This window comes from uncultured Veillonella sp. (assembly GCF_934230905.1).
Taxonomy (GTDB): domain Bacteria; phylum Bacillota; class Negativicutes; order Veillonellales; family Veillonellaceae; genus Veillonella.
Genome location: NZ_CAKQFJ010000038.1, coordinates 1 through 15934 on the forward strand (window position 1 = coordinate 1; position 15934 = coordinate 15934).

A 15934-nucleotide genomic window follows, 5' to 3' on the forward strand; every position below is an offset into this window, starting at 1 on the left:
GCATGCATTTCTTCATATGCTACTGGAACAACTTTTGTAAATCTATTTACAAAATTATTCCAATTTTCTAGAATATGACGACCTTTAGCAGAGTTAGTATGCAATACGTGTTGCTCTACTAATTCTTTAATGCGTTTAAGATCATCATTATTGACAGGTCGTAATTCAACTAGACCTTTGTTTACATAACGTTCATCACAGTCGAGAATATATGCATAGCCACCGGACATACCTGCTGCAAAGTTACGACCAATTTTGCCAAGTACGAGAACCTCGCCACCAGTCATGTATTCACAGCCATGATCGCCTACTCCTTCTACAACAGCAGTAATACCACTATTACGAACGGCAAACCGTTCACCAGCTACACCATTAATATAGGATTTACCAGATGTAGCACCATAGAATGCAACGTTACCGATAAGGATATTTTCATCAGCTTCAAAGATAGATTTCTTAGGAGGATAAACAACGATGGTACCGCCAGATAAACCTTTACCGAGGTAGTCATTCGCATCCCCTTCGAGTTCTAATGTCATACCTTTTGGAATGAAAGCACCAAAGGATTGACCTGCAGAACCTTCAAAGTTCAACTTAATTGTGTTATCTGGAAGTCCGCTTTCACCATAACGACGTGTTACCTCAGACCCAACCAATGTACCTACTACACGGTTAATATTGTTAATAGCCAATTTAGCGCGAATAGGTTTTTGATCTTCTATAGCAGGACGGCACATACGCAAGAGTTTAGACATATCCAATGTGCGTTCCAATTCATGATCTTGATCAGTCGTATGCATATGACCAACAGATGCATCGATATATGGATGGAACAAAATGCGTTTTAAATCAACACGGGACAACTTGAAGTTATCATCTTGAGATTTTTGACGGACAAGATCAATACGACCAACGAGTTCAGCTACAGAACGAATACCTAAGCGAGCCATGATTTCACGCAATTCACGAGCAATGAAAATCATAAGATTTTCTACATATTCAGGTTTACCATTGAAACGAGCACGCAATTTTTCATCTTGTGTAGCTACGCCATAAGGACATGTGTTGAGGTTACATACACGAGCCATTTTACAGCCTACTGCTACAAGTGGTAATGTACCGAAACCGAACAACTCAGCACCGAGCATGGCTGCAACAGCTACATCAAAACCAGTCATCAATTTAGAGTCTACTTCTAATTGAACACGATCACGCAAACGGTTGAGCATCAATGTTTGATGAGTTTCAGACAAGCCAAGTTCCCAAGGCACACCAGCGTGTTTTACAGATGTACGGCCAGCCGCACCTGTACCACCATCATAACCAGAAATCAAGATATTATCCGCTTTCGCTTTCGCAACACCAGCCGCGATAGTACCAACGCCAGCTTCGGATGTCAATTTAACGGAAATACGAGCATCTTTATTAACGCATTTCAAATCATAAATCAATTCCGCCAAGTCTTCGATAGAATAAATATCATGATGTGGTGGAGGAGATACAAGTTCTACGCCTGGTGTAGAGTGACGAGCCTTACCAATTTCAGGATATACCTTTTTACCTGGTAATTGACCACCTTCACCTGGTTTAGCACCTTGTGCACACTTGATTTGCAATTCTTTTGCATGAAGCAAGTAGTTAGCAGTTACACCGAAACGACCGGATGCAATTTGTTTTACCTCGGAATTCATGCTATCTCCGTTAGGTAATGGTTTGAAACGTGCAGAATCTTCGCCACCTTCACCAGAGTTAGATGTAGAACCTAAACGATTCATAGCGATTGCAATAGTTTCATGTGCTTCTTTACTGATAGCGCCATAACTCATAGCGCCTGCCTTGAAACGTTTTACAATAGATTTTTCAGATTCCACCTCTTCAATAGGAATGCCGCCGCCAACAGGATAGTTCAATTCCATTAAAGAACGCAATGTAACGTGGTAATCATTGCGAATCGCTTTAGAATATTCCTTATATTTCGCATAATCTCCATTGATTAGAGATTCTTGTAATAGCTCAATAGTCTTAGGATTGTATAAATGTTCTTCCCCATCTTTTACAGGACCATACCAACCGCCTGGTTCAAGAACAGATTCATTTTGTTTGAAAGCTCGATCAAAACGAGCCAATGCTTCTGTAGTAACACCATACAAACCAATACCACCAATGCGTGTTGGAGTATTTACGAAATATTTATTAATAAAATCAGAGTTAAGACCTAATGCTTCAAAGATTTGAGCACCATGATAGGAGCGAACAGTGGAGATACCCATTTTGGACATAACCTTCATGATGCCACCAACAGCAGCTTTTATGTAGTTTTGTTCAGCTTTTTCTAATGTAATATCACCAAGACGTTTTCGTGCGTGTAAATCTTTTACTGTTTCAAAGGCTAAATAAGGATTAATAGCAGTGACACCATAACCAATCAATGTACAGAAATGATGTACCTCACGAGGCTCACCAGATTCAAGAATCAAACCAATTTCTGTACGCAATACTTTGCGAATCAAATGATTATGAACCGCTGCAACTGCTAATAATGCAGGGATTGGTGCATGATGTTCATCAACACCACGGTCGGATAAAATCAATACATTTTGCTCTGTACGTGCTGCTTCTTCCGCTTTTTCACACAATTCCTTAAGTGCTTCACGCATGCCTTCCACACCCTTGGATGGATCAAAGAGAATTGGCAATGTGACGGATTTCATACGACGACAAGACAATGCTTTGATGGATGCCAAGTCTTTATTTGTAATGATAGGCGTACGCATAGACAATGCATAAGTACCTGTCTTATTAGGATCTGTTAAGTTACCAGAATTACCAAGCATTACACGTGTAGATGTAACCATTTCTTCACGAATGGAATCGATAGGAGGATTGGTTACTTGTGCAAACATTTGCTTAAAGTAGTTATATAACAGTTGTGGCTTTTCAGAGAGAATTGCTAACGGTGCATCAGCCCCCATTGCGCCTACAGGATCTTTACCATCCTTTGCCATAGGCACAATCATACGAACCATATCTTCTTGGGTATAGCCAAATGCTTGTTGTTGCTTAAATAAATCATCTACAGATGGGATATCGCTTTCATCAGCTTGTGTAATTTCAGACAAGTGAATAACGTGTTCTTTCACCCATTCATGATAAGGCAATTCCGTAGCAATTCGTTGCTTAATTTCATCATCGGAAATAATACGTTGTTCTGCTGTATCAATGAGGAGCATTTTCCCCGGTTCCAAACGACCTTTAGCACGAATATTTTCTGCATCTTCATTTACAACACCAACTTCAGATGCCATGATAACACGGTCATCAGTTGTGACATAGTAACGAGCAGGACGTAAACCATTACGGTCAAGAACACCACCAATAACTGTACCATCAGTAAAGCCCATCGCAGCAGGTCCATCCCATGGTTCCATCATAAAGCTATTGAACTCATAGAAATCATGTTTTTCTTGGCTCATAAGATTATTACGTTCCCAAGGTTCAGGAATCATCATCATAATAGCATGAGGCAAAGAACGACCTGTCATATGCAAGAATTCCAATGTATTATCGAACATAGCAGAATCAGAACCACTATCGTCTACTACAGGGAATACCTTTTTAATATCTGGGAAAAACGGAGATTCCGCTTTACCTTCACGAGCATTGATCCAGTTTACGTTACCACGAATTGTGTTAATTTCACCATTATGAACTAGGAAACGGTTAGGATGTGCCCGAGCCCAGCTTGGGAATGTATTCGTACTAAAACGAGAATGTACCATGGCAAGAGCAGATGTAAAATCAAGATCGCTCAAGTCTAGATAAAAATCACGTAATTGACCAGGAGTTAACATGCCTTTATAAACAATTGTTTTAGAGGACAAAGATGCAATATAGAAATCGCTAGATAACTCTTTACTCAAAGGTATAATGCGTTTTTCTGCCAATTTACGAATAATATATAATTTACGTTCAAACTCTTCGCTATTTGTTACATCAGGACCTTTTCCGATTAGAATCTGAATCATCCAAGGGCGAATGGCAGCTGCTTCTTTACCAACTTTAGTGCCATCTACCGGTACTTCACGCCAACCAAGAACAATTTGGCCTTCTTCTCGTACAACTTCCTCAAAAATACGTTTTTGCTCATTACGAAGACTTTCATATTTGTGTGCAAAAACCATACCCACACCGTATTCGCCTGCTGCCGGCAAATTAATGCCTAACACTTCGCATTCACGTTTAAAAAATTCATGTGGAATTTGAACTAAAATACCTGCGCCATCACCGGTATCCTTATCTGCACCAGCACCACCACGATGTTCAAGACGCTCTAAAATACGCAAGCCATCATCGATGATATCATGGGATTTTTTGCCTTTAATATTTACGACAAAACCCATACCACAGGCATCTTTTTCAAATTGGCTACTATACATGCCATTTGCTTCGAGTCTAGCCTGATCTAAACGTTGTTGTTTAATAACGCTACCATTCATCTCCATAGCTTTTGTACTCCTTCTCATATCACTTGATGTTTCATAAAAGTCTATACATCATAATATAGGCTTTGTGAAAGTTACTACCATTTCAATATTCATATAAAATTTAAATTCTATAGAATTTGATGTCTATACACAGTATACCAAAGTCCACTGTAATTTGATAATATAAATACCGCAACCTAAGTTGCGGTAAAATCATAACCATATGCGTATTTTGTATACATGATTCACTATACTAAAAATGGGTGTTAAAAATTTGGAGCTAGTCACTTCAAGTTCCCTTTAGGAATACGTAACATCAAAAATTTTAACACCCATTATTTTTACGTAATAAACAGTCTGCTATTCAAATTAAGCAAAAATATCTGCTAAACGATCTTCATCAATTAACGTTCCTACATAGAAATCGCTAAAGATTCCATATCTTGCGCTAGCTTCTTCAAATCGCATATCGTAAACAATTTTCTTAAATTGGATATCGTCATCACTAAAAATAGTAACGCCCCATTCCCAATCGTCAAGGCCCACACCACCTGTGGTGTATTCAGACAATACCTCTAAATAAGGTCTACCTGTGATGCCATGCTCACGCATCATACGACCGCGTTCTTCTGGAGGCAACATATACCAATTATCATTGCCTTCACGTTTCTTCGTCATATTATAAAAACAAATATATTTATCCTTTGGTACAGTTGGATACAATTTCGCATCCACTTCAGGCGTATCAAGCTTAGCTTTCACATATGCACTAACCTCTGTTACAGACGTATACGAATAGGTTTGAACAAGCACAGACGCAATCGTTAAACGACGGAATTTGCGTTCCCATTTCGCCAAATCCTCAAGAGAGGGCGCCAAAATCCACAATAAAAGATCACCCTTATAACCATTCACATCATAAAACGCATAACTTCCCTCTTGGGCTTGATGCATGGACTCCAACTCAGCTAAAAAACCTTTTAACTCTGCACGAGCCTCCTCTTTTTCAGCCTCCTCAAAACAATTCCACGCACTAAAATCCATGGAAAATACCATATGTTGACTATGCCAACCCTCTACTGTAGGAATTGCCTTACCCATAAGATCACTCCTTTTCACATAAAATATATAAAAAACACGATTCACAATTACAAAAATCAATTACATAAGTCGAGGCCCTAGACCGAAGACCGTTAAGCTAGCTGGAGCTGAAGGAGGATTATCCATCACCGGCAACGTAGTACTCATGCCAACAGCCTACTGAAACCCATCCAGAACCGGCCACGTAAGATTATCTAGACAACCGCTGCACAAGTTCCTTAGCCTGTTTTACCCCATCTGGAATTCCAATTCCATCAAAAGGTGTCCCTATCAAATACAAATTAGGGTACTGTTTTTTTACATGCTCCCGAACAGCAGTAATAGCAGCACGATGCCCAACATTGTACTGAGGCATACAATGGATTAAACGATTAATCTTAATCCATTCTGGACTAGCTTTGAAGCCCATAATCCGTTGAATCTCTTTAAGCGCTAAGCCTGAAAGCTCTTCATCACTATACCGTTCTACTACATCATTACCAGGTTTACCGATAAAAACACGAAGAATAATTTTATCATCAGGTGTTGTTTGCGGCCATTTTTGATTCAAAATAGTACAAGCAGTTAATGGTGTATCTGTTTTACGAGTAATCAACAAACCAGAACCTGTAAGTTGACCATCAAATGTTGCTTTGTCAAAAGCCATGATCGCAATAGCGCAGCTAGATTGCTCCATATTACGTACGCCATCAAACCCATCATCGCCGATAAACCAATCTTTATATGTGGCTGGTGGCGTAGAAATAATTAACATATCTGATGTATTTTGCTCTCCATTTACATCATATTGATACCCTGCATCTACACGAGATATATTCTGTACAAGAGCACTAGTTATTAATGTAACATTAGATGGCATTTGCTCTACAATAGCGTTGACTACACTTTCAAGACCACCTGTTAATTGGCGAAACATTCCCGATTGTGCTGCAGTTCCTTTTGCTGCTTTAAGATTTCCACTGTTTGATTTTACACCAGATTGTTTTTTATCAAACTGAGCATCAGTCATTGCCTCTTTTCCTGCACGAGGCACATCGCCTTCATTGACGGCACCTCTGGCACCTTTAGAAACTCCAGCCTTTTGATGACTCATTTTAGCTGCAATCATCCCTTTAACCATATTGCCATATTTTTGTTCTACTTGAATGAAATGAGGAAATGTAGACAGCAAACTAATTTTATAAATATCACCGCCATAAATTCCTGCCAACAATGGTTCTATAAGTTTATCCATCATTTCTTGGCCTAAATGATAGCGAAAAAAATGGCCAATTGATACATCCCCATGTACATCCAAAGGATACGGTTTTTTAAAATAATCAAGACCCGCTCGCAATTTTCCCATCCAGGAAATTAAAGTAGCTTTCACAAAAGGCATCATTTCTGTAGGAACGCCCATAATAGAGCCACCTGGAATCGGATGAATTGTACCACGGTCATACACATAAGCTTGCCCTGTTTCATTTGAAACAAGAGTATCCACTAACCCAAGGTCAGTGATAAGATCAGTCATTTCAGTTTTTCTGCCTAAATACGAATCAGGACCAAGTTCAACAACAAAATTATCTACTTGCTGTGTTTGAATTTTACCACCAAATCGAGGAGCCTGTTCATATAATTGTATCTGCCAATCTGGTTTAGCCTGACCTAAATAATAGGCTACAGCAAGCCCCGTAAGGCCACCGCCAACAATTGTTACCTTCACTTATTAATCCTTTCTTGTATAGCCTGTGCCATTCCCTCCATAAATAGAAGATTGCTATTTGGCATAGGCAAACGTTCATATGTAGCCCCAGCATTCTCAACGATGTTACGACAAACAATATCATTGTCATATAAAATTTCAACATGATCGCTAACAAATCCAAAGGGGATACATATAATTCGTTTAGCTCCCTCTGAAAGAGCCTTTTCAATTACACTTTCAATGGTAGGGCCTAACCATTCACCATAGGAGGGCGCACTTTGCCATGCCATATACCAGTGATTAAGACCTAGTGTTTTTACAATTTTGTGTAATGCTAATATAACTTCATCTTCATAGTTTCCAACCGTCGAAGTAGGCACACTATGGGCCGAGAAAATACAAACCGTATCAGATTCTAGTGGGTGAGCAGCCTTCAATTGAGAGCACCAATAGGCGAAAAATTGCGGTGTATCCCACCAAGATTGAATGCTTTCATAAGATATATTGGGATATGCTTGTAATATAGATTGTAATTTTCGTTCATAAGAGCCCGTACCAACTTGAGAATAAAAAGGGGACGTAACAATAGTTAAAATAGATGTATACCCTGCAGCAACTATATCTGCTACAGTGTGTTCCATACTATTAGGCATATGAAGATATGCCAAATATATAGAGTCTATCCCCAATAAATTTTCAAGAATCTGTTTCTGTTGTTCTCCCATCGTTTGCAAGGTCACATTATCCCATTGACCAATAGCATCATAACGCAAAGTTAATGCCACTAGTTCTCGTTCTGTCGGGACCTTTCCACGTCTAATACTAGTCAGGTATGGTAGTAAATCAGATGGCTGTCGAGGTGTACCAAAAGACAATACCAATATCGCTTGCTTCATATTACCGACTTTCACGAGCCCATAATATACGGCTCTTTTCATGAACATAGTCTGTCAACCAATGTAATTTTGCCGGATCCGCTTCAGGAAATACACCATGACCCAAGTTAAATACATGTTTACCATGACGAATGCCATCCATTAAAATTTCATCTACCACCTTAGCTATTGTTTTTGTATCTGCATACAAATAAGCAGGATCAAGATTTCCCTGCACAGTTTGTGTAATGCCTCGATCTGTAGCCTCTGCCAACGAACTACGCCAATCTAAAGCAATAACATCAAGAGGCAATTTTGCCCACGTAGAAATGAGGTGATCGGTACCGACACCATTCATAGCGAGCGGCAAGTTAGGGAATCTAGATTTTACTGTGGAAATAATGCGTTTCATATGAGGAAAAATAGCTTGTTCATATTCTGTGCTATTAACTGCCCCCACCCAGGAATCAAAAATTTGTAGAGCATTAGCACCAGCGCAAGCTTGCATAGAAAGATATTCGATAGACATATCTGCTAATTTTTCCATCAAACCATGCCAAATATCAGGTTCGCTGATTAACAACCCTCGAGTTTTGTTATAACTTTTTGTAGGTCCCCCTTCAATAAGGTAGGAAGCAATTGTAAATGGAGCTCCACAGAAGCCGATAAGAGGCACATCAAGAACCTCTGTAGTTAATAACTCAATTGTTTTAGCAATATACTCTACCTTTGTAGGATCAAAAACATGTAATCGTTCAATATCTTCTATACTACGAATGGGAGTCTCAAATACAGGACCTACACCGGGTTTAATATCCACATTTATACCAATAGCCACCATAGGACTCATAATATCCTTATATAGAATAGCCGCATCAACACCATATTCTTTAACCGGCAATTCTGTCACTTGTGCACATAGCTCTGGTTGCTTAGTAATTTCAAACAATGTATACTTTTCTTTTATTTTTCTATAGGCAGCTTGACTACGACCAGCTTGGCGCATATACCACACTGGTGTTACACCTGGATTCCTTCCCTGAATCATATCTAAATAAGTAGTATTCAAACTTTCACCCCATTTTTATAAAACACACCCATATATTTATATACAATACATTTAAATTAAAAAATCATTCTCATAATAAAAGTGTACTCCAAAAGTGATGAATATGCAAAGCCACTTATTATCTATATTTTTATAAATAGAAACTTATGCTCGTTGCAGTATATGCGTATCTATACCTGAAATAGCTTGCCCCATATAATACACTTGCTGTTGACAGGTAAACAACCAAATTTGTTGATGTTTACCAAGTTCCGCCAATAACTCAAGCGCACTCTTTTGACGGTCTTCATCAAAGCGAACGAGAATATCATCTAAAATAATCGGCAATGCATCGACTTGGAACGAAAACACTTTTGCTAAAGCTAAGCGTAATGCTAGGTATACTTGATCAGCTAGACCACTGGACCAATGACTCATTGACAATCGATCTCCACGTTCATTTAAGAGCGCTAAACCATCTTGTAATCCCCACATATCAAAGGTATATATACCATTCGTTAGTTGTTTAATATACTGAGATGCTAATTCTAACATTTTAGGTTGTGACTCTTCTTCATATGATTCCTGTGCCCGTTCCATACAATGTGAAATAACAACTTGTGTAGCCCAGTCTTCTAATGCAGACTCCAATTCAGATTCTAGCTGTTGCCGTTGTTGAATAACTTCACGTTGCTCTTGGTCTGTTCCCAACGCACGCATCGCCTCAACAATTTGTCCACGTTTCTCATAAAGATTAGCCATTGCATCTTTACGAGCCCCTAACTCTTGATCCGCATGTGCCAACTCATCTGTCCAATTTTCCTTATTCCCCTCACGTAAACGGCGATAAAATAAATCTTTATTTTCCCCATTTGGAGTTAACAAGTCCAATTGTACTTGGCTTTGTTTATAAATCGTTTCCCATTGTTTAAATTGATCTTCATCAATGAGTTTTTGCCGATATTCATTAGCTCCAGATAATCCACTTTTTTCAAGCAATGCTTTTTGTTCTAGTAAAAGCTCTTTTTCTTTCCGATGCCAATTATCATACTCCATACGATAACTTTTACGCTGTGATTCTTTTTGCTCCCAACGAATCATTTGTTGTTGAAAGTTTTTATATTGATTGTAAACGCGTTTTAACTCAGTTGGAGATACAGGTGCTTCAATACCAAGGTTATACCACAAGGTAACAGCTTGATCTTCAATAACTCTCAAAGATTCCTTATGTTCTTCCAAACGCTTTTCATAGCCTTCAATAGTCCGTAGCTGTTCATAATATTGATCATACTCATGCTTCATACTAAAGAAATCTTCTTCATCAAGGCTCTTTGCAGCCCCATCAGGAATCCATGCTTGCCACTCAGCTAAAGCCTTTTCATAATTAGCCTGCAGCTGTTGACCTTCCTCTTTATAGCGTTGCTCAATAGCTGCTGTCTCTAAGTTTGGCACATCTGATGACATCACCGATAAAGGTGTGTTTAATTGCGTTTCCAAATATGCTTTACGCTGTTGTAAACGATCTAACTCTCGCATCCATCGAGCTATATCAGAATCATCTACATGGCGAAGTCTCCATCCATACCAAAATAAACCAAGACCAAGTATTAATAGAATGATACCACCAATACTATATAATACAGATTCTAATGCAATAAGTCCTGCTAAAGACATCAGTACACCGATAACAGCTCCAATTCCCCCTATACGTTGTAACCAAACAGGCATAGAGGCCATACGTGTATCCCCATTTTCTCCAATACGGGACTCTAAGTCTACAATATCAGATATAACTGTTTGCAACTCTTGATGGGCCCACTCATTTACAGAAGCACCCTCACTCGAAGAAACGGTTGTACGACTTTCACTAATTTTAGATTCTTTTTGCAAAGATGGGGCTTGGCTTTGCCAATATAATAATTGATCTTTAGCAGTGCGTAACCTTTTAGATAAACGCTCTCCTTCAAACCAATTTACATCAGATGGAACCGACTCATCCTTACGCCAAGATGATTGTAACCCTTTTGAAAATTCAAGTTGTTCCTTAACCTTAGCAATATAAGCCTCGCCCTCTTCACATTCACGGCGTAATTGTTCCCACTTAGCCCCTTGTTGAATTAAGTCTTCTATATCTTGACCATGCGTAGTAAATGGGCTATTAGGATCAAAATTTTCCGGCTTTAACGCTTCCTCTTTATCAAGCCACAATTGCATGTTCTGACGAGCCTCACGAAGCCCTTCATCTATACTAAGAAAGGTATTACGATCCAATGTATCAGGTGCTATAAACTGTTGCATATGGTGACGAGCTTCTTCACTACGGCGATACGTATCCCATGCGCGAAGCACCATTTCAACACCTTCACGATACTCTTGCCATTCTTTAATTTGGTTCTTAATTTCTGCCTCCGTATCTTCAGAAGCATGTAATGTCTGTTGAAGCTCAACATACTGAGTCTCATGTTCACTAAGTGCAGATAAACGGGCTTTATTTTCCTGTAATTGGTCAATTAACACATTAATACGGCGTTTACCAGATGTAGAGGCTACAAGTAAATCATTAGCATTCATCTCAATGCTTTTGACCAAATCACCAAGTTGCTCGCCCCCTTCAGCCCCAAAAAATCTAGCACGCACATCAACTTCATTAAGTATATCCACACCTTGAAGATCTTCTAAGGTAAGTCCAAATATACGATTATACGTTTTTTTATCAAGACCGTGCCACCATAATTGATTAGGCTCTTCTTTAAAACTAGGTTCACCTAGAGAATAAAAATCAAGCTTTTTATTTTGCCGACCTAAATGATAGGTTCTTCCTTCTTTATCAATTTCAAGAGAGCCACTTACATAGCCATACTTTTTATGTTTGCCACCAAATAAAAGAGATCGCATACCTTCTAACAAAGATGTTTTTCCACTTTCATTAGCCCCATATATAAGCTGTACACCACTAGAACCAGACTTAAACATCCAATTTTCATACGGTCCAAATGAGTCAAGTCGAATCTGTTTAATGTTCATCATTAGCCCCCATTAACACCGTAACCCCTTCCATTTCACTACGTTCCATAACACGTTGTAATACATCATCAGATAATAAATCTAAATAACTACCAAGACGCTTAGACTCAGGTCGATTGACCAAAATTTGACGTACTGCCGCAACATCACGAACAGTTTCATCATAAGCACGCAAATAATCACCGACCATATCAGACAGCAAACGTCGTTCTGCTAAATTAACCACAGCTCGTGTCCTATTTATCATGCAATATGGCATAACAAAAGTGTTTTTACTTTTTTCCTCAGCTTGCGTTTCACGCAACCACAATTTACGAACGGCTTCGTCTACACATAATCGATTTATCGGTCCGGATCCCGTCAAATACACCGATACCAACGTATTTTTGTTATAGCGTTTACGCAAAGACTGTTTTTTATGACTTAATAACTCTAACAACTCACGTTCAGTTTGTATACCTGTAATATCAATCTTTATATCTTCAAAACAAATGGTATTTGTCTCAATAAATTCTAATTCACAATGTCCATTATGTGATACATGAACCATATAACAACCCTTTGGTCCAGACTCTTTACGGTGTAGGCCTTGAGGATTTCCGGCGTAAACTACCATAGGTTCTTCTGAAAGCACTTGTGCTTTGTGAATATGCCCTAAAGCCCAATAATCCATAGCACCTTGCATGATATCTGATAAATTACAAGGTCCTGTTACATCATGATACTCACTGCCTACACTAGCTCCAACGGTACCATGCATAACAGCAAGAGAAAACTCATCCCGTTCAAAAGCTTTATATTGAGCCGCAAAATTAGATTGTGTATTACCATGACCACAACTAATACCATACACCCCACCAATTTCAATGTTGTTAACCATCAACGGAAATCGTTGTACTTGTGTATCTGAAAATATATGAACATTATCTGGCATAGATAAACCAGCACGCCAACTTTCAGCAGGGTCATGATTACCTTGCACCATATATACAGGAATATGAGCCTCCCACAAGCGGTACATAGCACGCACAAACCGAACTTGAGCCTCTAAATTATGATCTTCACTATTATAAACATCACCACTTATGATTACTGCATTCACATGTTCTCGTACGGCGATTTCGATAATATTGTTGAACGCTTCATATGTTGCTTCCGCTACAGCACGATCTACATGTCGACTGATTCCCATAGCATATTGAAAAGGAGCTCCTAAATGGAGATCTCCACAATGTATAAAACGAAAGGGCTGCATATTGTCTCCTTTCCCAACTGATAATTTACTAACATCTAATTATACTATATATTTCTATATAAATTGTAAGATATCCTCATTGTAAACTAATTTATTTACACAGTTGACAATCTATACTTAAGAATACTACAATTACATTGTAAATATTTTCTTGTGTTTTAAGTTTACAATAATAAGGAGGCTATAATGGCACTTCCAGTAGAACAAGAAACCCAAGTGGGTTCTTATGAAAAAATATTAACTATTGCAAATCGCATTTTACATGGTGGCGAAATTACCAAAGAAGAAGCAATTGAATTGATTCACACATCCGATGAGGACACCATGATTTTATTGGCTATGGCAGATAAAATTAGACAACATTTCAATGATAATTCAGTTGATTTATGTGCTATTGTAAATGCTCGTTCTGGCAAATGTCCTGAAAACTGTAAATTCTGTGCACAATCTGCACATCACAATACAGGTGTTGAAGAATATCCATTTATGGATGATGCATCAATTTTGGAAGCTGCTAAAAAAGCTAAAGAAGCTGGAGCAATTCGCTTTTCTATTGTAACAAGCGGTCGTAATACCTCTAACCCTGACGAATTTAAACAAATCTTGCATATATTAAAAAAAATACGCGAAGAAGTTGGTTTAGAAATCTGTTGTTCTCTTGGCTTATTAACCTATGAACAAGCTCTTCAATTAAAAGAAATCGGTGTCACACGATATCATTCTAATATTGAAACAGCACCAAGTCATTTCCCTGATATCTGCTCTACTCATTCTTATACAGATAAAATGTCTACCATAGAGAATGCTAAAAAAGCGGGTATTCGTGTTTGCTCCGGCGGTATTTTAGGTCTTAACGAAACACTTGAACAACGTGTAGAAATGGCCTTTGAATTAAAACGCCTTAATATTGATTCCATCCCATTAAACATATTAAATCCAATTAAGGGTACTCCATTTGAACATAACCAAGCGTTAAAACCAATGGAAATTTTACGTACCTTTGCTATGTTCCGCTTTGTTTTACCAAGCGCGTTAATTCGTACTGCTGGTGGTCGAGAAGTAAACCTCCGCGATTTACAAGCTTACGCACTAACAGGTGGCCTTAACGGTCTAATGGTAGGCGGTTATCTAACAACTGGTGGTAGATCTCCTCAAGACGATTTACAAATGATTAATGATTTGGAATTAAATCTTACAGCCGCTCAATTATAAACTAACGGTTGTTTCCATTCACTAATGGATGGCTTACAAAACTGTAACACCTCCGTGTGTTCACAATCATTTACACATAATAGAAAAAACTAGCTAGTTGCTGTCTAGCTAGTTTTTTTATGGTTAAAAGTTGAAAAAAGGGTATAGGCCAAAATATAGTCATTTTAACCTATACCCCTCAAAACATCATATCCAGTATTATTTTTATAATTCTACCTAATGCCATAGTAATCTATAGATGGCTTGACCATTTGTATTTCCTTCAATAGGCTCAGGATCTTTATCATAATCAACATTATCATATTGAGTACCATTTGGCATATAAGCATCTACTTCTAAGATTTCCATCGTTCTATTATAACGACTAATATACACCTTATACCGTAGTTCATCGCCACCTAGTTCATTAACTTTTAGCCAAAGAACGGCATCATAATCACTTTTTTGAACACTGTCATTATCTATAAACAATTGATTGCCTTTATCGTCAGGGCTTACATAATACCAATCAGTCGCTTGTGATGTATTAGAATAAGTTATGAGGCAAAAAAAGGCCATTAAAGCTATAAGTAACTTCATAGTGGCCCCCTTTCTCAACCCAATACTAAAGTTCTATAACTACAACGATTTTTTTAAATATTTTATAAAAAAAATAAAGAGAAGATACTATTCTCCTCTAATATCATATCAAGAACTAGGTCATTTATCAATATTTAATAAACGAATTTTACATTTCACCTAAATTTCATAAAATATTTTTTATATTTTCATCTTACCTTCATATTATTTACTTATAATTACCATATCAAATGATAATTATAAGTAAATATTCCCTGATTACTTAATGTATTTATCTCCCGACAAGTAATACTAACCCCAAACCTACTACTTGTTTAAATACATAGGTCATTTGATGTTAATACTAACACTCCCCTTACATGAAAAAGGACTCCATACGGAGTCCTTTTTTCGTTATAAAATTACATATAAAATAAAAAGCTGCTTTAATGATATGTACCCATTTTCCTGGACACATATTATTTACTAGCCTAAACACATGGATGCTTCCCTGTATTTTAGGGTTATAGGACAAAAAGTGTTGCTGTTAATGCCGATGGAACTAGTTAAATACTAGCTTTATCGGCATTTTATCTTTTTGAGTGACTTTTACATATAGGACAAAAAGTGTTGCTAAAAAGTCTGAAACCCCTTGATTTTACTGACTCAAATAAGGTTTTATCTTTCTAA

9 protein-coding genes are annotated in these 15934 nt (G+C 37.9%); 1 reads left to right on the top strand and 8 read right to left on the bottom strand.

The window, feature by feature from the left end; translation table 11 throughout:
• The 7 genes from gltB to Q0E20_RS08710 form a co-directional block, all read right to left on the bottom strand.
• A partial coding sequence (gene gltB / locus Q0E20_RS08680; protein WP_295999056.1) for a glutamate synthase large subunit occupies window positions 1-4502 on the bottom strand: 4502 nt, incomplete at its 3' end.
• Between the two features lie 351 nt (window positions 4503-4853).
• Window positions 4854-5585 carry a hydrogen peroxide-dependent heme synthase gene (hemQ, locus tag Q0E20_RS08685; RefSeq protein ID WP_295999059.1) on the bottom strand — a complete coding sequence of 244 codons (732 nt, stop codon included), beginning with the start codon at window positions 5583-5585 and terminating at the stop codon, window positions 4854-4856.
• Window positions 5586-5775: 190 nt separating this feature from the next.
• The gene (gene hemG / locus Q0E20_RS08690; protein ID WP_295999064.1) at window positions 5776-7290 is read right to left on the bottom strand and encodes a protoporphyrinogen oxidase; all 1515 of its coding nucleotides are present in this window, start codon (window positions 7288-7290) and stop codon (window positions 5776-5778) included.
• Window positions 7287-8183, bottom strand: coding sequence for a ferrochelatase (hemH, locus tag Q0E20_RS08695; RefSeq protein ID WP_295999066.1), 897 nt, complete (start codon window positions 8181-8183; stop codon window positions 7287-7289). The genes hemG and hemH overlap by 4 nt, the downstream gene beginning before the upstream one ends.
• Complete coding sequence (gene hemE, locus Q0E20_RS08700; protein WP_295999069.1) at window positions 8170-9216, bottom strand: uroporphyrinogen decarboxylase; 1047 nt, start codon at window positions 9214-9216, stop codon at window positions 8170-8172. Before hemE ends, hemH begins: the two co-directional genes overlap by 14 nt.
• Before the next feature lie 144 nt (window positions 9217-9360).
• On the bottom strand, window positions 9361-12219 hold the full coding sequence (locus Q0E20_RS08705) for an AAA family ATPase (protein ID WP_366509637.1): 2859 nt from the start codon (window positions 12217-12219) through the stop codon (window positions 9361-9363).
• Complete coding sequence (locus Q0E20_RS08710; protein ID WP_295999075.1) at window positions 12209-13474, bottom strand: exonuclease SbcCD subunit D; 1266 nt, start codon at window positions 13472-13474, stop codon at window positions 12209-12211. The genes Q0E20_RS08705 and Q0E20_RS08710 overlap by 11 nt, the downstream gene beginning before the upstream one ends.
• Window positions 13475-13660: 186 nt before the next feature.
• On the opposite strand from Q0E20_RS08710, the gene bioB reads away from it, so the two are divergent.
• Window positions 13661-14686, top strand: a complete 1026-nt coding sequence (gene bioB / locus Q0E20_RS08715) for a biotin synthase BioB (protein ID WP_295999078.1) — start codon at window positions 13661-13663, stop codon at window positions 14684-14686.
• Window positions 14687-14902: 216 nt separating this feature from the next.
• Here the strand turns inward: bioB and Q0E20_RS08720 are convergent, their stop codons facing one another.
• A complete protein-coding gene (locus Q0E20_RS08720) occupies window positions 14903-15265 on the bottom strand; it encodes a hypothetical protein (protein ID WP_295999081.1) in 363 nt (120 codons plus the stop codon).
• Between the last annotated feature and the right edge of the window lie 669 nt (window positions 15266-15934).